The 21,925-nt window shown below is 71.4% G+C and carries 18 protein-coding genes; 11 read left to right on the top strand and 7 right to left on the bottom strand.

The annotated features are described in order from the left end of the window. Window positions 1-30: 30 nt before the first annotated feature. The 3 genes from GUI43_RS22980 to GUI43_RS22970 form a co-directional block, all read right to left on the bottom strand. Window positions 31-2,220: an FUSC family protein gene (locus GUI43_RS22980; RefSeq protein ID WP_249037825.1), complete on the bottom strand. Its 2,190-nt coding sequence runs from the start codon at window positions 2,218-2,220 to the stop codon at window positions 31-33. An 86-nt stretch (window positions 2,221-2,306) separates the two neighbouring features. After that, window positions 2,307-3,719, bottom strand: coding sequence for an FAD-dependent oxidoreductase (locus tag GUI43_RS22975; RefSeq protein WP_211326748.1), 1,413 nt, complete (start codon window positions 3,717-3,719; stop codon window positions 2,307-2,309). Between the two features lie 329 nt (window positions 3,720-4,048). Continuing rightward, the gene (locus GUI43_RS22970; RefSeq protein ID WP_112699763.1) at window positions 4,049-5,431 is read right to left on the bottom strand and encodes a cation:dicarboxylate symporter family transporter; all 1,383 of its coding nucleotides are present in this window, start codon (window positions 5,429-5,431) and stop codon (window positions 4,049-4,051) included. A 98-nt stretch (window positions 5,432-5,529) separates the two neighbouring features. Between GUI43_RS22970 and GUI43_RS22965 the strand changes: the two genes are divergently transcribed. Both GUI43_RS22965 and GUI43_RS22960 read left to right on the top strand, forming a co-directional pair. Further along, entirely contained in the window at window positions 5,530-7,116 is a 1,587-nt protein-coding gene (locus GUI43_RS22965) for an ATP-binding protein (protein ID WP_112699771.1), read from the top strand. Continuing rightward, the gene (locus tag GUI43_RS22960) at window positions 7,113-7,808 is read left to right on the top strand and encodes a response regulator (RefSeq protein ID WP_112699762.1); all 696 of its coding nucleotides are present in this window, start codon (window positions 7,113-7,115) and stop codon (window positions 7,806-7,808) included. The genes GUI43_RS22965 and GUI43_RS22960 overlap by 4 nt, the downstream gene beginning before the upstream one ends. Before the next feature lie 227 nt (window positions 7,809-8,035). On the opposite strand, the gene GUI43_RS22955 is transcribed toward GUI43_RS22960, so the two are convergent. Together GUI43_RS22955 and GUI43_RS22950 are read right to left on the bottom strand one after the other, a co-directional pair. Further along, a complete protein-coding gene (locus GUI43_RS22955; protein WP_091401771.1) occupies window positions 8,036-8,350 on the bottom strand; it encodes a transcriptional regulator in 315 nt (104 codons plus the stop codon). Further along, window positions 8,350-8,679 carry a type II toxin-antitoxin system RelE/ParE family toxin gene (locus GUI43_RS22950; RefSeq protein ID WP_112699761.1) on the bottom strand — a complete coding sequence of 110 codons (330 nt, stop codon included), beginning with the start codon at window positions 8,677-8,679 and terminating at the stop codon, window positions 8,350-8,352. Before GUI43_RS22950 ends, GUI43_RS22955 begins: the two co-directional genes overlap by 1 nt. A gap of 275 nt (window positions 8,680-8,954) precedes the next feature. Between GUI43_RS22950 and abc-f the strand changes: the two genes are divergently transcribed. Further along, entirely contained in the window at window positions 8,955-10,592 is a 1,638-nt protein-coding gene (gene abc-f, locus GUI43_RS22945) for a ribosomal protection-like ABC-F family protein (RefSeq protein WP_112602081.1), read from the top strand. 44 nt (window positions 10,593-10,636) lie between these two features. On the opposite strand, the gene dnaE is transcribed toward abc-f, so the two are convergent. Then, complete coding sequence (dnaE, locus tag GUI43_RS22940) at window positions 10,637-14,167, bottom strand: DNA polymerase III subunit alpha (protein ID WP_112583357.1); 3,531 nt, start codon at window positions 14,165-14,167, stop codon at window positions 10,637-10,639. 144 nt (window positions 14,168-14,311) lie between these two features. On the opposite strand from dnaE, the gene GUI43_RS22935 reads away from it, so the two are divergent. The 3 genes from GUI43_RS22935 to GUI43_RS22925 all read left to right on the top strand — a co-directional run bounded on the left by GUI43_RS22935 (window position 14,312) and on the right by GUI43_RS22925 (window position 16,105). Further along, window positions 14,312-14,932 (top strand): L-threonylcarbamoyladenylate synthase, encoded by a 621-nt coding sequence (locus GUI43_RS22935; RefSeq protein ID WP_112699760.1) that lies wholly within the window; start codon window positions 14,312-14,314, stop codon window positions 14,930-14,932. 88 nt (window positions 14,933-15,020) lie between these two features. After that, the gene (locus GUI43_RS22930; RefSeq protein ID WP_112677982.1) at window positions 15,021-15,560 is read left to right on the top strand and encodes an RNA polymerase sigma factor; all 540 of its coding nucleotides are present in this window, start codon (window positions 15,021-15,023) and stop codon (window positions 15,558-15,560) included. Beyond that, window positions 15,557-16,105, top strand: a complete 549-nt coding sequence (locus GUI43_RS22925; RefSeq protein ID WP_112699759.1) for a hypothetical protein — start codon at window positions 15,557-15,559, stop codon at window positions 16,103-16,105. The genes GUI43_RS22930 and GUI43_RS22925 overlap by 4 nt, the downstream gene beginning before the upstream one ends. An 18-nt stretch (window positions 16,106-16,123) precedes the next feature. Here the strand turns inward: GUI43_RS22925 and GUI43_RS22920 are convergent, their stop codons facing one another. Then, window positions 16,124-17,539: a serine/threonine-protein kinase gene (locus GUI43_RS22920; RefSeq protein ID WP_112699758.1), complete on the bottom strand. Its 1,416-nt coding sequence runs from the start codon at window positions 17,537-17,539 to the stop codon at window positions 16,124-16,126. A 134-nt stretch (window positions 17,540-17,673) separates the two neighbouring features. Between GUI43_RS22920 and GUI43_RS22915 the strand changes: the two genes are divergently transcribed. From GUI43_RS22915 to GUI43_RS22895, 5 genes are all read left to right on the top strand, one after another. Beyond that, complete coding sequence (locus GUI43_RS22915) at window positions 17,674-18,273, top strand: hypothetical protein (RefSeq protein ID WP_112699757.1); 600 nt, start codon at window positions 17,674-17,676, stop codon at window positions 18,271-18,273. A 130-nt stretch (window positions 18,274-18,403) separates the two neighbouring features. Then, the gene (locus GUI43_RS22910) at window positions 18,404-18,745 is read left to right on the top strand and encodes a PadR family transcriptional regulator (RefSeq protein WP_091401756.1); all 342 of its coding nucleotides are present in this window, start codon (window positions 18,404-18,406) and stop codon (window positions 18,743-18,745) included. After that, on the top strand, window positions 18,742-19,689 hold the full coding sequence (locus GUI43_RS22905; protein WP_112583366.1) for a permease prefix domain 1-containing protein: 948 nt from the start codon (window positions 18,742-18,744) through the stop codon (window positions 19,687-19,689). The genes GUI43_RS22910 and GUI43_RS22905 overlap by 4 nt, the downstream gene beginning before the upstream one ends. A 116-nt stretch (window positions 19,690-19,805) precedes the next feature. Beyond that, window positions 19,806-21,140 (top strand): sensor histidine kinase, encoded by a 1,335-nt coding sequence (locus GUI43_RS22900; RefSeq protein WP_112699756.1) that lies wholly within the window; start codon window positions 19,806-19,808, stop codon window positions 21,138-21,140. Next, the gene (locus GUI43_RS22895) at window positions 21,137-21,853 is read left to right on the top strand and encodes a response regulator (RefSeq protein WP_112583368.1); all 717 of its coding nucleotides are present in this window, start codon (window positions 21,137-21,139) and stop codon (window positions 21,851-21,853) included. The genes GUI43_RS22900 and GUI43_RS22895 overlap by 4 nt, the downstream gene beginning before the upstream one ends. Window positions 21,854-21,925 lie beyond the last annotated feature (72 nt).

Genomic DNA, 21,925 nt, shown 5'->3' with positions numbered 1-21,925 from the left:
TCGGTCACATCGACCCCGGCGGCACCGGTGTCACCGCTTCCGGGAGCGCCCGATCGACTCGTCAGCAGCGGGCAGGGGGATCCGGGCAAGACTGTCGGCGAGGCCGGCGAGCCACCGGTCGACCTCCACCAGGTGCCGGACCGACTGATGGTCGGCCTCGCCGAGGAGCGGACGGATCCGGTCCAGCTGATCGACGCAGCTGGTCGAGACCGGTGCCCGGTCCGACGTCCGGCCGTGGGCGACCTCGTCGGCGAGGGCGTCGTACGCCGATCGCAGGCGCGCGGCGGAGTCCCGCAGCAGCGCCGCCGCCCCGGGCCAGTCGGCGAGGCAGCCGGGCGGGTTGCGGCGCAGCAGCGACTCCGCGCCGGGCACGACGTGGTGCCCGGCGCTCAGCACGGCGTCCCAGTTCACCTGTTGACGGTGCGGATCGTGCCGCTCAGAGTGGTACTGGCAGTACGACGAGTCGATCAGGATCATCCGGCGACGGACCCGGGCGAGGGCACGCGCGGGTGGCGGAGCATCGCCGAGCATCGACTGGACCGTCTGTTCGACAGCGTCCGCGCTGGCCGCCAGGTACCGGGTGGCGTTGTGCCGCAGGTCATGGCCCGCGCCGCGCGGCCAGATCGCCACCCCGGCGAACACACCGATCACCGCGCCGAGCAGCACGTCGACGAGGCGGGCCTCGGCGAGCCGCCACCCTTCCGGGCTGAGCTGGGCGAAGACGACAGTCAGCAGCACTGTGAACAGCGCCTGCTGCCACACCGGACCGAGCAGGCGGCCGACGCCGAAGGCCAGCAGCAGGGTGACCGGCAGGACGACGGCGTACACGATCGGATCGTCGACGACAACCATCACCCCGCCGCTGACGACCGCACCGATGATCGTGCCCAGCACGGCCGGCCGCAGAGCGGTACGGGTGTCGGCGGCCGACGTGCGCAGGACCGTGAGGGTGGCCAGCAGCACCCAGAAGCCGTGGGTCAGCTGCAACACCCCGGCGGCCACCCGGGCGATGGCCAGCGCCACGGCCAGCCGCAGCGAGCTGTGCAGGTGGACCGAGCGCGGCGCCAGGTGGGAGCGGAACTGCCACCAGTACAGCGTCCACGGGCTGCGTCGGGCGTACTCGAACAGCGCCGAGGAGGCGTCGTCGCCGCCGAGCCGCGCCCCGGTGGCCACCCGGGAACCGACGACGAAGACCCGCACCTGGTCCGCGAGGGCCAGCGCGGTCGCGTCCCTGCACAACCGTGGTACGTCCGGCGCGTCGCGGACCTGGCCGTCTCCCACCGGGTACGCCGCCTCGGCTCGTCCGACCGCCACATCCAGGTCGGCCGGGGTCACCGCCGGGGCACCCGGCGACAGGCTCCGGCCGACCGCGCGGGTGGTGTCCGCGCACGAGCGCAGCAGACGCGCCGCCGCCAGGTCCGGGATCGGCTCCGGCGGGGCGTCCGCCGCCAACCGGTCCGCCTCGCCGAGCACCTCCCGTAACGCGGCCGCGCAGATCCGCAACGCCCGATCCTGAGCGCCCGCCGCGGTGGGCGCCCACGCCGGAGGGCTGCGGTTCAGCTCGATCGCCGCCACCACGTCGTGCGCCCGCTCGCGCCGCCCGTCCGGGTCACCCGCAGCGGCGTGCGGGTCGGTCAACTTCTCGGCGGCGGCGTCGAGGAAGGCGGCGACGCCGTCCGCCGCCTCGGCGAGGCGCTGCCGGTAGGAGACCGGCACCGGGTCGGGCCAGAGAAACACCTCGGCCGCGGCGAGCAGCACGACGGCGAGGGTCACCCCACCGAGTCGCTCCGGCAGGATGTCCGGCTGGTACGGCGGGAACGACGCCAGGATGTAGAAGAGCTGGAACGCGCTCGCCAAACCCACCAGACGCGGGTTGCCGACCCCGGCGAACGCCACCACGAACCCGACGACCAGCATGCCACCGGCGGCCGCCCAGGTGCTCCACGCCAACAGCGAGCCCGCCGCGATCAGCGCCCACACCACCGGCAGCGACAGCACGAGGAGCCGCGCCCGTTGCGGCGCCGGACCAGGGAGCTGCGCGAACGACCCGGCGGCGATCGTGCCGAACAACCCGTACGTGGCGAGCGTCGAACTGCCCGCGCCGTACCGGCAGCCGTAGAAGACGACCGACGCGACGAGCGTCAGCCGGGCCGCGCGTCGCAGGATGGCGTCACCCGGGTCACGGCGGCGAAGCCGGCCAAGGAGGCTGGTTCCGAGCACTACCGCTCCCCCGGTTCGTCGCAGCACCCCTCCCCGGCCCACCATTCTCCACCGCGCGCCGCGACCGGCGACGGGTTGGCGACGAATCACCGCCGGGAGCCGCCGAGCAGGCCGAGCCGGAGGGCCCGGAACAGGGTGCCGGGGCGGCTCAGGGCGGCCGGGTGGTCGAGCATGGTGGTGACCCGACCCAGCCGGGCGTTGAGCACCGGGTCGGTCAGCGACGCCCGGAAGAGCAGGTCCCCGAACCACTTGGTGACCTTGTAGCCGGGCGGGTACGGCCCGTCGACGTGCGGCAGCTCGATGTCGGCGGTGGTGGAGATCTGCCAGGCGGCGTCGACCACCACGCGGACCTGGTCGAAGTACGCGTGCGCGGGCTCGTCGTGCGGCTTCGGACCGGAGCGCAGGTACTTCGACAGACAGGAGGCGTGCAGTGTCGCGGAGGTCATTCCCTGGCCGTACACCGGGTTGAAGGACGCGACCGCGTCGCCGGCGGCGACCAACCCGGCGGGCAGACGGTCGAGCTTGTGGAAGTCGCGGCGTCGGCTGTCCGCCTGGTGGTACGTGACCACGCCACCGAGCATCTCCCCGCGTTCGGCGATGTCACCGAACATCTGCGGGTAGTGCTCCCGGCAACGGGCCGTGAAGTCGGCGACGTCGCGGCTGGGCCGGTCCCCGTCGTAGCCGGCCACCAGCATGATCCAGCGGTCCCCCTCGACCGAGTTGATCCCACCGATCCGGGCGGTACGCCCCTTGCCCGCCATGGTGTGGAAGACCGCCACCCAGGCGTCGCTGACCGACTCGTCGCGCTTGAAGAGCGCCGTGGCGTAGTTCAGCTTGATCGGCATGCGGTGCAGCGGCGGGCGCGGCCACCCGTGCTCGGCCAGCCAGTCGCTCAACCGGCTGGACCGCCCCATCGCGTCGACCACCAGGTCCGCCGCTTCGACGATGGGCTCGGTGCCACCCTCGGGCACGTACCGGGCGCCGGTGACCCGCCGCTCGTCGAAGAGCAGACCCTCCGCCCGGCCGTACACCATGCGGATGTTGTCGATGGTGAGGGTGCGTCGGCGGACCAGCGCCTCCAGGAACGGACGCGTGGTGATCAGCGCCGGCCCGGTGCCGGTCGCCGCGGGCGGCAGACCCAACATGCCGTTCACGAAGACCTTCGCCGTGCCCGGGTCGCGCGGTGGCGGCGGGGCGCCGAGCGCGAGCGCCTCCTCGGCGATGCCGGGAAACCAGCGCTCCAACTGGACCTGACCGGCGGGCAGCAGCGCGTGCACCTGACTGCCCTGGGGCACACCCGGCCGTGGACCGGCGCCGACATCGGACGGATCCCGTTCGATGATCAGCACTTCCTCGGCGTGGTCGCTCAACACCCGGGCCGCCAGCAACCCGGCCATGCTGCCACCGAGCACCACCGCCCGTCGCATGACCACTCTGGTCTCGGCGGGTGGTTCGGCCGTCGCTATCTCGGCGAAGAGCCGGGACGGAGAGGGGGGCATGCGATCACTCCTCGAACGGTCGGGATACCTCGGCATCCACGACCGTAACCATCGCGGGCCCCGTCGTCAGCGCTGAGTTGGCCCGCCACTTCGAGCTGGCGCCCCGGATGCGGTAGTCAGACAGGCGGCGAGCCCCGCCGGCCGGGACCGCGCCGGGGCCGGCCACTGATCAACTCGACTTTCAGGAAGTCGCGGTGTCCGGGCGGCTCGGATGCCCCGATTTTCGGGATGCCGAGTGGATCACGGCCGGAGGGGGTCGCGGCGGCGCTGCGCTGCCGGACCGGGGTCGCGGCGGCACTCGGCCGCCGCGACCCGGTGCACGCCGTGACTCAGGCCGGGGCTCCGGCCGGCGCGGCCTGCTTCTCGTCGGGGTGGGACGCCGCCTCGTCGTCGTGCTCGTCGACCATGGTGGCCTCGTCGAACGGGTCGTTGCCGCTCAGCACACCGGCCGCCCGCTCCCGGTCGAACTCCCCAGTCCAGGTTCCCACCAGTACGGTCGCCACCGCGTTGCCGGCGAAGTTGGTCAGCGCCCGAGCCTCCGACATGAACCGGTCGATGCCGACGATCAGCCCAACCCCGTCGACGAGGTCCGGGCGGTGCGACTGGAGGCCGCCGGCCAGCGTGGCCAGCCCGGCGCCGGTGACCCCGGCGGCGCCCTTCGACGCGATGATCATGAACAGCAGCAGTGAGATCTGCTCGCCGATGGCCAGCGGCTTACCCAGCGCGTCGGCGATGAACAGCGACGCCATGGTCAGGTAGATCGCCGTACCGTCCAGGTTGAACGAGTAGCCGGTCGGCACCGTGATGCCGACGACCGGCTTGCTCACACCGAAGTGCTCCATCTTGGCGATCAGCCGCGGCAGCGCCGACTCCGACGACGAGGTCGACAGGATCAGCAGGAACTCCCGGCCCAGGTAACGCAGCAACGAGAAGATCGAGATCCGGGCCACGAACCACAGCAGCGCGCCCAGGAACACCAGCACGAAGATCAGACAGGTGGCGTAGAAGCCCACCATGATCTGGGCGAGGCTCTTGAGGGCGTCGACGCCGGTCGCGCCGACCACGGCGGCCATCGCGCCGAACGCCCCGATCGGCGCCAGCCACATGATCATGGCGAGGACCTTGAAGACGACCCGCTGGATGACGGTGATGGCGCTGAGCACCGGCTCACCGCGCCGGCCCATGGCCTGGACGGCGAAGCCGACCAGCAGGGCGACCAGCAGCGTCTGGAGCACCTTGCCCTCGGTGAGCGAGGAGAGCAGCGTCGTCGGGATGATCCCGAGCAGGAAGTCGGCCGTACCAGCGGCCTCGTCACCGGCGGCGGCCTTGCCGGAGCCGACGAGGTCCGGGCCGAGGTTCAGGCCCGAGCCGGGGTGGATGAGGTTGCCGACGACCAGGCCGATGGCCAGCGCGACGGTCGACATGGTCAGGAAGTAGCCGAGGGCCAGGCCGCCGACCTTGCCGACCTTCGCGGCCTGCCGGACGGAGCCGACGCCGAGCACGATGGTGCAGAAGATGACCGGGCTGATCATCATCTTGATCAGGTTGACGAAGCCGGTGCCGATCGGCTTGAGTTCCTTGCCGAAATCGGGCGCGACCAGGCCGACCACGATGCCGGCGACCACGGCCACGATGACGGCCAGATACAGGTAACGGGTACGGTCCCGGCGGGCCGCCGGTGCCGGGGTGGTGGCGGATGCGGTGGTGTCCATGTCGACAATGTGAAGCGCGTCTCACCCGTTGACAGCCTTGCGGTCATTCTGTTCACCGCGATGGCAGAAACGGTGGCGCGACGAGGGAGGTGGTGGAGGTGGCCCGACGCCAGTGGAGCATCGCGGGGCAACTCTTCGCCCTCCAGGCGATGGTGGTGACGCTGCTCGTGCTGGCCGGCGCGGCGGGCGCCGTCTGGTTGGCCCGCAGCGACTCCCGCCAGGCCGCGCAGGAGGAGGTGCTCGCTGTGGCGCAGACCGTGGCCGGCTCCCCCGACGTCCGGGCGGCCCTCACGACCGCCGACCCCGCCGGGGTCCTCCAGCCGTACGCCGAGTCGACCCGGAAGGCCACGGGCACCGACTTCGTGGTGGTGATGGCCCCCGACCGCACCCGTTTCTCGCACCCGACCCGGGACCGGATCGGCGAGCCGTTCGTCGGTGAGATCGGGCCCGCTCTGGCGGGCCGCGCGTTCACCACCACCAACGTCGGGACGCTCGGCGAGTCGGTGCGCGCTGTCGTTCCGGTGTACGACGAGCAGCGACGCCTCGTCGGTCTGGTCTCGGTGGGCATCACCACCCGCGAGATCGACAAGAAGCTGCTCGGCCAGCTGCCGGTGCTGTTCGGTGTGGTCGCGCCGGCTCTGGCGCTCGCCGCGACGGGCTCCTGGCTGCTCAGTCGCCGGCTCCGCCGCCAGACGCACGGTCTGGGGCCGGCCCAGATGACGCGGATGTACGAGTACTACGACGCCGTTCTGCACTCGGTGCGCGAAGGTCTCGTCGTGCTGACCACCGATCGTCGGGTGGCGCTGGTGAACGACGAGGGCCGCCGGCTGTTGGGGCTCGACGCGGACGCGCCGGTGATCGACCAACCGGTGGCCGGGATCGACCTGCCGCCCGCGGCGGCCGAGCTGCTCGACTCCGGGCGTGACGCCCGCGACGAGCCGATCCTCGCCGGTGACCGGGTGCTCGTCGCCAACCAGCGGACCACCCGCTTCGAGGGCGCGGTGCTCGGCACCGTGCTGACCCTGCGCGACCAGACCGAGCTACGCACCCTGGCCAGCGAGCTGGATTCGGTGCGCGCGTTGACCGAGGCGTTGCAGGCGCAGACCCACGAGTCGGCCAATCGGCTGCACACGGTGCTGACCCTGGTGGAGCTGGGCCGCGCCGACGAGGCGGTCCGGCTCGGCACCCGGGACCTGGCCCTCGCCCAACAGCTGACCGACCGGGTGGTCGGCGCGGTGACCGAGCCGGCGTTGGCCGCCCTGCTGCTCGGCAAGTCCGCACAGGCCGGTGAGCGCGGGGTGGATCTGGTCATCGAGCCGGACTGCCGCCTCGACGACAGTCCGCTGCCGACCGGTGACCTGCTCACCGTCGTCGGCAACCTGGTCGACAACGCCCTGGAGGCGGTGGCCGGTACGCCGGCACCCCGCCGGGTGCGGGTCTTCGTCGGCGCTACCGACGACGAGCTGGTGGTCCGGGTGGCCGACAGCGGCCCCGGTCTGGCACCGGAGCGGGTCGCCGACGCGTTCCGGCGCGGCTGGTCCACCAAGAGCACCGGCCGGGGCCTCGGCCTGGCGCTGGTCGGGCAGGTGGTGCGCCGGCACGGCGGCAGCGCCGAGGTCTGTCGCTCCGACGACGGCGGCAGCCTGTTCACCGTCCGGCTGCCGAGCAGGATCGAGCGGTCATGACCGCCATCCGGGTGCTGGTCGTCGAGGACGAGCCGCTGCTGGCCGAGGCGCACAGCGCGTACACCGAACGGGTTCCCGGTTTCGTGGTGGTCGGGGTGGCGCACACCGCGCGGGCGGCGATGGCGGCCCTGCGCGCCAACGACGGCGGCGACGTGGACCTCGTACTCCTTGATTTTCGGCTGCCGGACCTGCACGGCCTGGACGTCTGCCGGGCGCTGCGCGCGGCCGGCAGCAGCGTCGACGTGCTCGCGGTGACGTCCGCGCGGGACCTGGCGGTGGTGCGCACCGCCGTGTCCCTCGGGGTGACCCACTACCTGCTCAAGCCGTTCACGTTCGCCGCGTTCCGCGACAAGTTGGAGCGGTACGCCGACTACCGCGCCCAGGCGCTCGCCGACGGCGAGGTCGCCGCCCAGCACGAGGTGGACCAGATGTTCGCCACCCTGCGCGGCACCGCCGGGCACAGCCTGCCCAAGGGGCTCGACGCGCAGACCCTCGATCGGGTACGCGCCGCGCTCACCGACGGCACCCGCGCGGAGGTCGGGCTGTCAGCGACCGAGGTGAGCGCGCTGAGCGGCATCTCCCGGGTGACCGCCCGCCGCTACCTGGAGTACCTGGTGACAGTCGACCGGGCGGCCCGCAGCCCCCGCTACGGCACCCCTGGCCGCCCCGAGGTCGAGTACCGACCCAGGTGACCACAGCGTCGCTCCGGCTGAGTCTGTTTGTCTTTTGAGCGTCATACCTCTGAGTCATATTTATGACTCAGAGGTATGGCCATGCGAGGCGGAAAGGCTAGCCGTGACATCGAGCAACGCCGGACGAAAGCGCAAATGGTCAACGGCTGAGCATGTGCCGGCCGAGGAGTTGGCCCGCCGCCAGGGCATTCAGCCGGTCGTCTCCGTGGACGACCTGGCCGAGCAGCTCAGGCGATCTGACGGAGGTCGTCGCCGTAGTCGAAGATGATCCGCATCCGGGCGCCGAGCGCTCGTGCGTATCGGCTCAGCGTCGCGACCTCGTTGGCCTCCAGGTCACCGTTCTCGATCTGGCTGACCCGGCCGGGCGTGACACCCATCAGCTCGGCCACCTGCCGCTGGGTCAGGCCCAACCGCTTCCGCTCTTCGGCAAGGTGGAACGCGCTGATCCACGCCTCGGTACGAGCACGCTCTGTGTCGAGCGCTTCATCGTCCCCGTCATGCAGCTCAGCCCGGATGTCGTTCCAGTCATGAAAGTCGCCCATCAGCCCTCCCTCCGTTTCCTCTCGAAGGCAAGCCAGCCCTCGTACGCAATCTCCGCCGCTGGAATCGCCTTGTCGTACCACCGACTCCAATCCCCTGCCTTATTGCCGGCCACCAGCAGCACGGCCTGGGACCACGGATCGAAGACGAACAGCACGCGAACGGCGACGTCCAGCGGACGCCCCAGGCCCGGACCGGTGTCCGCAAGCATGTCGATCGCTACGTTGACGGACCGGTACGTCGCCGGGTCGATTTCTCGCAGGGACCGCAACCAGTCGCGGACATCCGTTGTCGTCTTGATCGCCCAGCGACGTGGCGGCTCATGAGACATGGACCAACTATAGCCTGGCCTATACACCGAGCGCTGCGCCTTATTGCCGTGGCGGGGCGGAGATCCGTTGTTAGACTTGCCGGGTTGGGTTAGCGGTACGACCAGGGAGACCAGACATGGCGGGTGACGACGACATCTCCGGGTGAGACCGGATGTGTTCGGCCATCGGTTCGGCGCGCGTAGGCGCAGCCGCCGAGGCCATGACGTCGTTCCACCGGTTCCCGTTGTCGTCGGGCGGCTGAGGCGCGCCCACCCCACCCTTTGAGGTCACTCGCATGTCTGATGCGTTCATTGTCTGCTCGAACCTGTCCTTCTCCTGGCCGGACGACACCCCGGTCTTCTCGGAGCTGTCCTTCACCGTTCCCGGCGGTCGCACCGGCCTGGTCGCGCCCAACGGCGCCGGCAAGAGCACCCTGCTGCGGCTGATCGCCGGGGAGCTGCGGCCCAGCGGCGGCAGCGTCACCGTCGACGGTGTGCTCGGCTACCTCCCGCAGACGCTGCCGCTGGTCGGTGACCTGAGCGTGGCGCAGGTGCTGGGCGTGGCCGGGCGGATCGCGGCGCTGCACGCCATCGAGGCCGGCGATGCCAGCGAGGAGCACTTCGCCACCATCGGCGACGACTGGGACATCGAGGAGCGCACCCGCTCGGAGCTGGACCGGCTCGGCCTGGGTGAGCTGTCGCTCGACCGCCGGCTGCACACCCTCAGCGGCGGCCAGGTGGTCTCGCTCGGCCTGGCGGCGCAACTGCTGCGCCGCCCGGACGTGCTGCTGCTCGACGAGCCGACCAACAACCTCGACCTGGAGGCCCGGCACAAGCTCTACGACGTCCTCACCGAGTGGTCCGGGTGCCTGCTGCTGGTCAGCCACGACCGGGAACTGCTGGACCGGATGGACCGCATCGCCGAGCTGGACCAGGGCGAGATCCGCTGGTACGGGGGCAACTTCACCGCGTACACCGAGGCGGTGCAGGCGGCACGGGAGGTGGCCGAGAGCAACCTGCGCAACGCCGAGCAGGAGGTCAAGCGGGAGAAGCGGGAGATGCAGCAGGCCCGGGAACGGGCCGACCGGCGGGCCAGCAACGCCTCGAAGAACCTGAAGAACGCCGGCCTGGCCCGGATCGTCGCCGGTGGGCTCAAGCGCAGCGCGCAGGAGTCGGCGGGCAAGGCGCAGGAGACACACTCGTCCCGGCTCGGTCAGGCCAAGGCCCGACTCGACGAGGCCGGCCGGGCGGTACGCGACGAGGACCGCATCGTCGTGGACCTGCCCGACACCACCGTCCCGGGCGGGCGCACAGTCTTCTCCGGCCACGGGATGCGGGCCCACTTCGACGACCGGGAGCTGTTCGGCGGCGACGGCGCCGACCTGGTGATCCGGGGGCCGGAACGGATCGCCCTGACCGGGGCGAACGGCGTCGGCAAGTCGACGCTGCTGCGCCTGGTCAACGGTGACCTGCAACCGTCCGGCGGTGAGCTGAAGCGCGGCGAGGGACGGATCGCGTACCTGTCGCAGCGGCTGGACCTGCTGGACCTCGACCGTACGGTAGCGGAGAACTTCGCCGCGTACGCGCCGAGCCTGCCGGACGCCAAGCGGATGAACCTGCTCGCCCGGTTCCTGTTCCGCGGTGCCCGGGTGAACCTGCCCGTCGGGGTGCTCTCCGGCGGTGAGCGGCTGCGCGCCACCCTCGCCTGTGTGCTCTGCGCCGAGCCGGCGCCGCAACTGCTGCTGCTCGACGAGCCGACCAACAACCTGGACCTGGTCAGCGTGGGTCAGTTGGAGAGCGCGCTGTCGGCGTACCAGGGGGCGTTCGTGGTGGTCAGCCACGACGAACGGTTCCTCGCCGAGATCGGCGTGCAGCGCTGGTTGCGGTTGGCCGACGGCCAACTGCGCGAGATCAGCGCCCCCGAGCGGGTCTGAGCCCAGCGGTCCGGCCGGCGCACGCCGGCCGGACCGAGGCCGGCTCAGCTCACGTTGGCCGGGCCGAGGACGCTCTTCAGGTCACCCATCAGCGCGGTCGTCGCCGCCACCCGGAACGGGCCCAGCCGCAGGGTGGTGGTGCGCCCGCCGTTCTGGAGTTTGACGTGCACCTCGGTGTCGCCGGGGTGCAGCACCAGGGTCTCCTTGAGTTTCTCCACCAGCGGCGGCGTGCAGCGGTGCACAGGGATGGTGAGGGTGACCGGCTTGTTGGTGGCGCTGGTGCTGACGTCCGGCATGGACATGTCCATCGCCATGATCCGTGGGGTGTCGTCGCGGCGGTCCACCCGACCCTTGACCACCACGATGGCGTCCTCGGCGATGTACTGCCCGATCACCTCGTAGGTGTTGGGGAAGAACAGCGTCTCCACCCCACCGGCCAGGTCCTCCAGGGTGGCCGACGCCCAGGCCCGGCCCTGCTTGGTGACCCGGCGCTGCACTCCGGAGAGGATGCCGGCGAGGGTGACGACAGCCCCGTCGGGCACCCCGCCCTCCTCGGCCAGGGAGGCGATGGTGGTGTCGGCTGCCGCGTTGAGGATGTGCTCCAGGCCGAACAGCGGGTGGTCGGAGACGTACAGGCCGAGCATCTCCCGCTCGAAGGCCAGCTTGTCGCGCTTGTCCCACTCGCTGTCGCCGATGGTCGGCATCACAGTGGTGCTGCCGGTGTCGGCGTCACCGAAGCCGGCGCCGAACAGGTCGTACTGGCCGACGGCCTCCTTGCGCTTGACGTCGGCGTACGCGTCGATCGCGTCGGCGTGCACCGCGAGCAGGCCCTTGCGGGGGTGGTCGAGGGAGTCGAAAGCGCCCGCCTTGATCAGCGATTCGATGGTCTTCTTGTTGCAGACCACGGCGTCCACCTTGGACAGGAAGTCGTAGAAGTCGGCGTACTCGCCCTTCTCCTCCCGGCAGCGCATGATCGAGGCGACCACGTTCGCCCCGACGTTGCGGACGGCGGCGAGGCCGAAGCGGATGTCCTTGCCGACCGGGGTGAACGGCCCGGCCGAGGTGTTCACGTCCGGCGGCAGCACCTGGATGCGCATCCGGCGACACTCGGCCAGGTAGAGCGCCATCTTGTCCTTGTCGTCGCCGACGCTGGTCAGCAACCCGGCCATGTACTCGGCCGGATAGTGCGCCTTCAGGTACGCGGTCCAGTAGGAGACCAGGCCGTACGCGGCGGAGTGCGCCTTGTTGAAGGCGTATCCGGCGAACGGCACCAGGACGTCCCACACCGCCTGGATCGCCTCGTCGGAGTAGCCGCGCTCGCGGCAGCCGTCCCGGAACGGGATGAACTCCTTGTCGAGGATCTCCTTCTTCTTCTTACCCATGGCCCGGCGCAGCAGGTCCGCCTGGCCGAGGGTGTAGCCGGCGAGGATCTGCGCGGCGCGCTGCACCTGCTCCTGGTAGACGATCAGGCCGTGGGTGGGCTCCAGGATCTCCCGCAGCGGCTCCTCCAGCTCCGGGTGGATCGGCGTGATCTCCTGGAGGCCGTTCTTGCGCAGCGCGTAGTTGGTGTGCGAGTCGACGCCCATTGGGCCGGGTCGGTACAGGGCCAGGACGGCGGAAATGTCCTCGAAGTTGTCCGGCTTCATCAACCGCAGCAGGGACCGCATCGGCCCACCGTCGAGCTGGAACACGCCCAGGGTGTCACCGCGGGCCAGCAGCTCGTACGCGGCCTTGTCGTCCAGCGGCAGGCCCAGCAGGTCGAGCTTCCGGCCGTGGTTCAGCTCGATGTTCTTGACCGCGTCGTCGATGATCGTCAGGTTGCGCAGGCCGAGGAAGTCCATCTTCAGCAGCCCGAGCGACTCGCAGGTCGGGTAGTCGAACTGCGTGATGATCGCCCCGTCGGCGTCGCGGCGCATCAACGGGATGTGCTCGATGATCGGCTCGGCGGACATGATGACGCCGGCGGCGTGCACACCGGTCTGCCGGATCAGCCCCTCGATGCCCTTGGCCGTGTCGATCACCTTGCGGACGTCCGGGTCGGAGTCGTACAGGCCGCGGATCTCGCCCGCCTCCGCGTAGCGGGGGTGCTTGTTGTCGAAGATGCCGGTGAGCGGAATGTCCTTGCCCATCACCGCCGGTGGCATGGCCTTGGTGATCCGGTCGCCGACCGCGTACGGGAAGCCGAGGACCCGGGCCGAGTCCTTGATCGCGGCCTTCGCCTTGATCGTGCCGAAGGTGGCGATCTGGGCGACCTTGTCGTCGCCCCACTTGTCGGTGACGTACTTGATCACCTCGCCGCGCCGGCGCTCGTCGAAGTCGATGTCGACATCCGGCATCGAGACCCGCTCGGGGTTGAGGAACCGCTCGAAGATCAGGCCGTGCTGGATCGGGTCCAGGTCGGTGATGCCCAGCGCGTACGCGACGAGCGACCCGGCGGCCGAACCACGGCCCGGACCCACAGCGATGCCCTGGTTCTTCGCCCACTGGATGAAGTCGGCGACCACGAGGAAGTAGGACGGGAAGCCCATCTGGTTGATGACGCCCAGCTCGTACTCGGCCTGGACGACGTGCCCCTCGGGGATGCCGTTCGGATAGCGGCGGGCCAGGCCGGCGAAGGTCTCCTTGCGGAACCAGGACTCCTCGGTCTCCCCCTCGGGCACCGGGAAGCGCGGCATCAGGTTGTGGAACTCGAACATGCCCTTCGGGTCGACCTTCTCGGCCACCAGCAGGGTGTTGCGGCAGCCTTCCTGCCACAGCTCGGACGAGTCCACTGCGCGCATCTGGTCGGCGCTCTTGATGAAGTAGCCGCCGCCCTCGAACCGGAACCGGTTGGGGTCGTCGATGTTGCTGCCGGTCTGCACACAGAGCAGCACGTCGTGGGCGGTGGCCTGCGCCTCGTGGGTGTAGTGGGAGTCGTTCGTGACCACCGGCGGGATGTCCAGCTTGCGGGCGATCTCGGTGAGCCCCTCGCGGACCCGGCTCTCGATGGAGAGGCCGTGATCCATGATCTCCAGGAAGTAGTTGTCCTTGCCGAAGATGTCCTGGTAGCTGGCGGCGACCTTGAGGGCCTCGTCGAACTGACCCAGCCGCAGCCGGGTCTGCACCGCGCCGGACGGGCAGCCGGTGGTGGCCATGATCCCCTCGGCGTGCTCGGCGATCAGCTCCATGTCCATCCGGGGCCACTTGACGTAGTGCCCCTCCATGGAGGCGCGCGAGTTGAGGGTGAACAGGTTCTTCAGGCCCTGCGCGTTCTTCGCCCACATGGTCTTGTGGGTGATCGCGCCGTTACCGGAGATGTCGTCGCTCTTCTGCTCCGGGCGACCCCACTTGACCCGCGCCTTGTGATAGCGCGACTCCGGCGCCACGTACGCCTCGACGCCCAGGATCGGGGTGATCCCGGCGGCCATCGCCTGGTTGTAGAAGTCGTTCGCGCCGTGCATGTTGCCGTGGTCGGTGATCGCCACAGCGGACATGCCCAGCCGCTTGGCCTCGGCGAACAGGTCCTTCAGTCGGGCCGCTCCGTCGAGCATCGAGTACTCGGTGTGCACGTGCAGATGCGCGAACGAATCAGCCATGCGTGGCGCCCCCCGGCGGTGTGGATCTTGTTGGTCGGAGCCGACCGGGACCTACCCTACCGAGGTGATCTCGGCGGCTCCACCGTCCGCGCCGAGGGTGGCCCTCGTCTCCTGATCCTCCCCGGGTGCGCCTAGTCTCGGAGGATGGCGAGGTACTACGACGTACACCCGGAGAACCCACAGCCCCGGGTCATCGGGCAGGTCGCCGACCTGATCCGCAGCGGTGGGCTGGTCGCCTACCCGACGGACTCCTGCTACGCGCTCGGCACCCAACTGGGCAACCAGGACGGGCTGGACCGGATCCGGCAGATCCGACACCTCGACGACCGGCACCACTTCACGCTGGTCTGCCACGACTTCGCCCAGCTCGGCCAATTCGTGCAGATCAGCAACTCGGTCTTTCGCCTGGTGAAGGCGTCCACCCCGGGCAGCTACACGTTCATCCTGCCGGCCACCAAGGAGGTGCCCCGCCGGATGCTGCACCCGAAGAAGCGGACCGTCGGCGTGCGGGTGCCCCGGCACACCGTCACCCAGGCGCTGCTGGCCGAGTTGGCCGAGCCACTCGTGTCCAGCACGCTGGTCCTGCCCGGCGACGAGGAGCCGATGACCCAGGGCTGGGAGATCAAGGAACGGCTCGACCACCAACTCGACGCGGTGCTCGACGCCGGCGACTGCGGTAAGGAGCCGACGACAGTGATCGACCTGTCCGGGCCCGAGCCGGAGATCCTGCGCAGGGGCGCCGGGGACGTCTCCCGCTTCGAGTAGCGGGTCGGGTGCCGGACCGAACGGGGGCACGCGGGCCGCACCGGTCGTACGCTCAGGGATCGGCACCGGCGAGCATTGGACATCCGGCATGCCCGACGCGGACGACATCGACGCCCTGGCCCGGTCCGCCGCGCACGGCGACCCGGCCGCGCTGAACGCCCTGCTGGTCGCGGTGCGCCCGGAGGTGCTGCGGCTGTGCGCCCGGTTCCTGCCCAGCCGGGAGGACGCCGAAGAGGCCTGCCAGGACACCTTGCTGGCGCTGGCCGGCGGCATCACCCGGTTCGAGGGGCGCTCCTCGTTCCGCACCTGGCTGCACCGGCTGACCGCCAACCGGGCCCGCTCCACGTACCGCACGCTGCGCCGCCGCTGCCGGTTGGAGGCCGAGGGCGTACCGCTGCCCGACCAGGCCGACCCGCGACGGACCAGCGTGGTCGCGGGCACCCGCCTCGACCTGCTCGACGCCTTCGACGCGGTCCACCCCGACCTCGCCGAGGTGGTCGCCCTGCGCGACGTCCTCGGGCTGAGCTACCCGGAGATCGCCGCCCTGCTCGACGTGCCGCTGGGCACTGTGAAGTCCCGATTGCACCTGGCCCGGCGGCAGGTCCGGCAACGGCTCGGCGCGCAATGAGCCGCACGTCGTTCCGCCGGGTCGTCGTCGTCCTCGCGGTCACCGTGGCGGTCGCCGGCTGCGGCGGCGCCGACGCCGTCTCGCCCCTGCCCGTCCAACCGCCCGGACCGACCCGTTCGACGCCGGCCCCCACCGCGATCCCCACGATCTCCGCGATCGCCGCGCCCACCGGGTCGCCGTTCCGACCGCCGCCGACCAGCGCGCGCCCGGCCGCGCCACCGCCCGCACCCACCAGAACAAGGGGTACGCCCCGAACGACTCCCCCGCCGACCGACGCGACGCCGGCCTGTCAGGGCGCTGTCCGCTACGACCTGCCGCTCGCCGAGACCGAGATCGAGCTGCTCACATCGCTCTGCTTCGCCACCGGCGGGGTGCTGCGCATCCAGGGCATCGGGCCGGGGCTCGTCACAGTGGACCGCCCGGAGTTGGTCTCCCAGCAGTACGAGGCGGGCGTGGTGGACATCCGCTTCGTCCGCGCCGGCACTGTCGCCGTGACGATCCCCAAGGACGGCCGGGAGCACACCATCACCGTGGTGGTCCGCTAGGGGCGGGTTGGGCCGCACCTACCGCAGGTGTACGCCGGCGAGCAGGGTGTCCACGAAGTCGGGTCCGCCGTCCGCGGGTGGGGCGATCTGCACGTACACCAGGGCGGGTCGGCCGGGGTGCAGAGCGGCCGACTCGATGATCTGCGGCCGACCCCGCTCGCAGCGGTACGCCACCACTGTCCACTCGACGCCGGCCTGCCGGGTGACCCGGGCCGGCGCGGACGTGCAGTCGCCGTGCGTGCGCTCGGCCAGGAACCCGGCGGGCGTGGCGCGGGCCGCCGTGCTGGCGGAGAGGCCCACGAACGCTCCGGGCAGGCGAGGGTCGGCTGCCCAGCGGCGGGGTTGCGGCGACATCACCAGCGCCGGTTCGGGTTCGCCGTCGGCGCCGTACTGACCGGCCCAGGTGGCACCAGTGGCGGACCAGCCGGGCGGCAACGTCACTGTCAGCGGCCCGGTCGCGTACGTGCCGCCGACCGACCGCGCCGACCCGGAGCCACCCGGCTCGGCACCCGCCACACCCACCGCGGCGACGGCCACCACAGCGGCCCCGGCCCGCCGCAACCGGTACGAGCGGGCCGGCCGAGGTTGGTGCCGCACCGGACCGGTCACCGTAGCCGGCCCCGCCGGGCCGGTCGCGCGGATCAACGCGGCGTGCAGGGTCGCGGCATCGGGGTAGCGCTCGGCCTGGCGGTGGGCGGTGGCCCGGGCGAGCACCGCCGCGACCGCCGGAGGCACGTCGTCCCGAAGTCGGATCTCCGGGGAGTGCCGAGGCGGATGGGGCCTGGTCGGGTTCGCGCTCGACGGGTCGGCGGCCAGCAGTCGGATGCCGAGCCGGCCGAGCCCGTACACGTCGGCGCGGGTGTCGACCACCGCCCCCGGATCGTCCTGCTCGGGGGCCATGTAGCCCGGGGTGCCGGCCCGGGCGGTCAGCCCGGAGGCGGCGGCGAGCGCCTTGGCCAGGCCGAGGTCGGCGATCAGCACCTGTTCCCCGCCGCCGGGGCCGGCGGAGCGGAACAGGATGTTGCCCGGGGTGAGATCACGGTGCACGACGCCGTGGCGGTGCAGCACGGCGACCCCGGCGCAGACCTCACCGAGCAGCCGCAACGCCGTCGGCGCGGGGATCTCGCCAGCGGCCAGCCGGTCCCGCAGGCTGCCCCCGTCCGCCCAGGCCAGGACCGCGTACGGGCGGCCGTCGGGCAGCTCACCGACGGCGTGCACCCGGATCAGCCGCTCGTGCTCCAACCGGCGCAGCAACCGGGCCTCGTCGAGGAAGCGTTCCCGCACCCGTAGGTCGTGGCTCCAGTTCTCGGCCAGCACCTTGATCGCCACGTGCGCGTCGAGCGCCCGGTCGTAGCCCAGCCAGACCATCGCGAACGAACCGACGCCGAGCAGTCGCTCGACGGCGTAGGGCCCGATCCGCAGTGGAGCCGTCACCCGTCTCACCCCCGGCCAGCACGGTCGGTCGGCGTTCCTCTGCACAGTAGACCCGGCCGGTCGCAATCCCGACGAACCGTTGGCCCTGGCGCGGTGACTAAGAGGGCAGGAGACCCATCACCGAAGGAGCCACGATGAACCGTCCCGCGATCCTCCTCACCACCGCCGCGTTGGCGCTCGGCACGCTCGTCCCGGCGACGGTAGCCGGCCCGGCGGCGGCAGCGCCCCAGGCCGGCGGCACCGCGCCCGCCTCGGCCCGCGGTCCGCTCGCCGTCGACCCCGGGCACAGCCACCCGCAGGTGCTCAGCGTTCGTGGCGTCGGCGTGTACCGCATCGGCGCCAGCCTGGCGTCGCTCACCACCAACGGGCACATCGACTGGACCGTGCCGACCTGCGGCGGGGTGGTGCACGCCGGCGCGACCGGTTCCTGGGCGGGTGTGATCCTGCTGGCCTTCCGCGACGGGCGACTGGTGGAGGTCGGTACGGCCACCGCGCCGCCGCAGTCCCCCGCCGGCGCCACTGTCGGCATGTCCTTCGACGAGTTGGAGGCGATCTACGGCTGGCGGGGTTCGCTGATCCGCAACGACGCGGGGGACGCCGAGGCGTACCTGGTCCGGGCGGGGTCGCGGGTGGAGCTGTTCACCGGCCACCCGATCCGGCCGGGGGTGGGCTACTTCCAGGTCGGCCCGGCCAGCTTCGTCGAGCGGAACTTCCGGCAGGGCGTGTCCTGCTGAGTCTTCCCAGGTGCGGGGCGTCCGATGTCGACCGGGCGCCCCGCACGTCGTATCGGCCCGAAACGGAGGTTGGGCGGACACGATGATGTCGGGTGGACAACACTGTGTGCCACACAGTATGGTGTGACACATGGTTAGCGAGGACGTTCTACGGACGCACCTACAGGAGTTGCGTCGAGGCACCGTCGTGGTGGCCAGCCTGGTCGCGCTACGCCGACCGGACTACGGCTACGCACTGCTGCAACGGCTCAGCGACCACGGCTTCCCGGTCGACGCCAACACCCTCTACCCGCTGCTGCGCCGCCTGGAGGACCAGGGGCTGCTGACCAGCGAGTGGAACACCGAAGAGAGCCGACCGCGCAAGTTCTACCGGACCAGCGACGAGGGCGAGTCGATGCTGAACCGGCTCCTCGACGACCTCGCCGCCGTGCAGACCTCCATCACCGGGCTGATCCAAGGAGTGGACCGATGAACACCCTGACCGACCGCTACCTCGCCGCCACCCTGCGATCGGTGCCCGCCCAGCGCCGCGACGAGATCGCCACCGAGCTGCGGGCCTCCATCGAGGACATGATCGACGACCGCACCGGCGGTGGCGCGGACCCGACAGTGGCCGAGCGGGAGGTGCTCACCGAGCTGGGCAACCCGGACGAGCTGGCCGCCCGGTACGCCGACCGCCGGTTGCAGCTCATCGGCCCGACCTACTACCTGGTCTGGCTGCGGCTGCTGAAGCTGCTGCTCAGCTTCATCCCGGCGCTCGTCGGCACGATCGTCGCCATCGTCAAGGTCGCCGAGGGCAGCGGTTTCGGGGCCATCGGGCCGGGCATCGTCGTCGCCCTGCACGTGGCCGTGCACATCGCCTTTTGGCTCACAGTGACCTTCGCGATCATCGAGCGCTCCCAGACGACGGTGGACCTGCCCGGCTGGACGGTCGACCAACTTCCCGACGCCCCGGTGCACCGGGGCATCCCGCTCGCCGACACCGTCGCGTCGGTGATCATGCTGGTGCTGACCATCGCGTACCTGCCGTTCCAGCACTACCAGTCCTGGGTGCGCGGCACCGACGGCGAGAACATCCCGCTCCTCGACCCGGCGCTCTGGTCGTTCTGGCTGCCGGCGCTGATCGTGGTCCTGGCCGGCAGCGCGGTGGTCGAGATCGTCAAGTACCGGATCGCGCACTGGACCTGGACGCTCTTCGGCGTCAGGGCGTTGCTCAGCCTGGCCTTCGCGGTGCCGCTGATGTGGCTGGCTCTCACCGACCGACTGCTCAACCCGGCCCTCGGCGAGCGGCTCAGCTGGCTGGCGAATGCGGACAACCGCAACGTCCTCGGGGCGACCATCGCGGTCGGCGCGGCAGTGGTGGTGGTCTGGGACCTGATCGACACCGCAGTGAAGACCCGGCGGCAGACGGCGTGAGTGATCCCCGACCCGACGGCCCGGCGCGTACCCCGCGCCGGGCCGTCGCCCGTCGTGGTGACCACGGCGGGCCGCCCGGTTGGAGGGCCTGGTGGGCGGCGTGGCATCGTTCCCGGATGACAGTGGCACCGCGACCGGAATGGCGTCGTCCGGGTCCGACGGCGGAGCAGCGCCGAAACGACCTGTGGATCGGCCTGGGGATGACCGGGCTGGCGTTGGTCAGTCTGACCCTGGCCCGCAGCACCGGCGCGTTCCTGCTGGGCCCACCGCCGTCCGGGCCGGAGCAGCTGTTCTGGACCGTCGCGGTGACCCTCCCGCTGATCTGGCGACGACGCTGGCCGACCGCGACAGTGCTGGTGGTCGCGGTGGCGTTCATCGCCGCGCAGGCCCGCTCGGCCCCCGAGAGCCAGTTCTCCTCCTGGGCCCTGTTCTGCGCCCTCTACACCGTCGGCGCCTGGGGCCAGGACCGCCAACTGTCCCGCCGGCTGCGGATCGGCGTGATCGCCACGATGTTCGCCTGGCTCGGGATCTACTACGCGGTGATGATCGACCACATTCCGGCGGACACCTTCGCCGACGCGGTCGGGCCGGTACCCCCGGTGCTCGCCGCGATGGTCAACGGTGTGCTGCTCAACGTGCTGGTCTTCGGCTTCGCGTACTTCTTCGGCGAGACCGCGTGGGTGGCCGCGCGCCGCGAGCACGAGCTGCGCGCCCAGGCCGAGGATCTGCGCCGGTCGCAGGCCGAGGCCCGGGAACGGGCGGTGCTCGGCGAACGGGTCCGGATCGCCCGCGAGCTGCACGACGTGGTCGCCCACCACGTGTCGGTGATGGGCGTACAGGCATCCGCCTGCCGCCGGGTGTTCGACCGCGACCCGAACAAGGCCCGCACGGCGCTGACCGCCATCGAGCAGAGCGCGCGCACCGCCGTCGACGAGCTGCGCCGGATGCTCGGCGTGCTGCGGACCTCCGCCGGCACCGACGCCACGCCGCCGGCGGCCGGCGGCGTCGAACGGATCGACGAACTGGTCGAGCGGGCTCGGGCCGCCGGGCTGACTGCCACCCTCGGGGTGTACGGCGACCCGGTCGCGTTGCCCGAATCGGTCTCCCAGACGGCCTACCGGGTGACGCAGGAGGCGGTAACCAACACCCTGAAGCACGCCGAGGCGGCCCTGCTCGACGTGCGGGTCCGGTACCTGGCCCGGGAGGTGGAGGTCGACGTGACCGACGACGGGCGGGGCGGCGGCCGGGCCGACACCGTCGGGTTGGGCCTGATCGGCATGCGCGAACGGGTCACCGCCCACGACGGCGACCTGGAGGCCGGGCCGCGGGCCGGCGGCGGTTGGCGGGTACGCGCCCGCTTTCCCCTGGCGGCGTCGGACCGGCCGGTGGGCCCACAGCGGGAGCCGAGCGACAGGCAGCAGGCGGCAGCCGGCGCGGAGCCGTCGGCATGAGCGCGGCAGCCCAGCAGGCACCCGACACCGGACCGACGGTGCGGGTGCTGCTCGCCGACGACCAGCACCTCGTCCGTACCGGCTTCCGGGTCATCCTCGAGGTGGAGGACGACATCGAGGTGGTCGGTGAGGCCGCCGACGGCGAACGGGCCGTCACCATGACCCGAGCCACCCGCCCCGACGTCGTACTCATGGATGTCGAGATGCCCGGGATGGACGGCCTGGAGGCCACCCGGCAGATCGTCGCCGACGGCCCCGGGGCGCCCGCGGTGCTGATCCTCACCACGTTCGACCGCGACGACTACCTGTTCGCGGCGCTGCGGGCCGGGGCCAGCGGCTTCCTGCTCAAGAACGGCACGCCGGAGGAGCTGATCGAGGCGATCCGGGTGCTGGCCAGGGGCGACGGTCTGCTCGCCCCGGAGATCACCCGCCGGGTGATCTCCACCTTCGCCCGACCCGGCGACCCGGCGGGCACCGCCCACCGGGGCCCGGAAGCCGACGCCGCGCTGGCCGAGCTGACCCCGCGCGAACGGGAGGTGCTGATGCTGCTCGCCGCCGGGTCGAGCAACGCGGAGATCGCCACGGCCATCCACCTGGGGGAGGCGACGGTGAAGACGCACGTGAGTCGGGTACTGGCCAAGCTCGGCCTGCGCGACCGGGTGCAGGCCGTGGTGTTCGCGTACGAGAACGGGGTGGTCCGCCCCGGCGGGTGACGGCGTCCGCCGCGAGGTGGACCCGCCCGCTCACCCGCCGGGCGGACGGCGCAGCGGCGTGATCGATCTAGC

It is taken from the genome of Micromonospora noduli (assembly GCF_003264365.1).
GTDB classification, from domain to species: domain Bacteria; phylum Actinomycetota; class Actinomycetes; order Mycobacteriales; family Micromonosporaceae; genus Micromonospora; species Micromonospora noduli.
Note: the sequence above shows the minus strand (reverse complement) of the source record. Positions and strands in the feature narration are given on the sequence as shown.

What these genes read in the sequence shown, in the direction of transcription:
- GUI43_RS22975 (WP_211326748.1), bottom strand. Translation starts at nt 3,719, where the DNA reads ATGCCCCCCTCTCCGTCCCGGCTCTTCGCCGAGATAGCGACGGCCGAA.
- GUI43_RS22970 (WP_112699763.1), bottom strand. Translation starts at nt 5,431, where the DNA reads ATGGACACCACCGCATCCGCCACCACCCCGGCACCGGCGGCCCGCCGG.
- GUI43_RS22960 (WP_112699762.1), top strand. Translation starts at nt 7,113, where the DNA reads ATGACCGCCATCCGGGTGCTGGTCGTCGAGGACGAGCCGCTGCTGGCC.
- GUI43_RS22955 (WP_091401771.1), bottom strand. Translation starts at nt 8,350, where the DNA reads ATGGGCGACTTTCATGACTGGAACGACATCCGGGCTGAGCTGCATGAC.
- GUI43_RS22950 (WP_112699761.1), bottom strand. Translation starts at nt 8,679, where the DNA reads ATGTCTCATGAGCCGCCACGTCGCTGGGCGATCAAGACGACAACGGAT.
- abc-f (WP_112602081.1), top strand. Translation starts at nt 8,955, where the DNA reads ATGTCTGATGCGTTCATTGTCTGCTCGAACCTGTCCTTCTCCTGGCCG.
- dnaE (WP_112583357.1), bottom strand. Translation starts at nt 14,167, where the DNA reads ATGGCTGATTCGTTCGCGCATCTGCACGTGCACACCGAGTACTCGATG.
- GUI43_RS22935 (WP_112699760.1), top strand. Translation starts at nt 14,312, where the DNA reads ATGGCGAGGTACTACGACGTACACCCGGAGAACCCACAGCCCCGGGTC.
- GUI43_RS22930 (WP_112677982.1), top strand. Translation starts at nt 15,021, where the DNA reads ATGCCCGACGCGGACGACATCGACGCCCTGGCCCGGTCCGCCGCGCAC.
- GUI43_RS22925 (WP_112699759.1), top strand. Translation starts at nt 15,557, where the DNA reads ATGAGCCGCACGTCGTTCCGCCGGGTCGTCGTCGTCCTCGCGGTCACC.
- GUI43_RS22915 (WP_112699757.1), top strand. Translation starts at nt 17,674, where the DNA reads ATGAACCGTCCCGCGATCCTCCTCACCACCGCCGCGTTGGCGCTCGGC.
- GUI43_RS22910 (WP_091401756.1), top strand. Translation starts at nt 18,404, where the DNA reads ATGGTTAGCGAGGACGTTCTACGGACGCACCTACAGGAGTTGCGTCGA.
- GUI43_RS22905 (WP_112583366.1), top strand. Translation starts at nt 18,742, where the DNA reads ATGAACACCCTGACCGACCGCTACCTCGCCGCCACCCTGCGATCGGTG.
- GUI43_RS22900 (WP_112699756.1), top strand. Translation starts at nt 19,806, where the DNA reads ATGACAGTGGCACCGCGACCGGAATGGCGTCGTCCGGGTCCGACGGCG.
- GUI43_RS22895 (WP_112583368.1), top strand. Translation starts at nt 21,137, where the DNA reads ATGAGCGCGGCAGCCCAGCAGGCACCCGACACCGGACCGACGGTGCGG.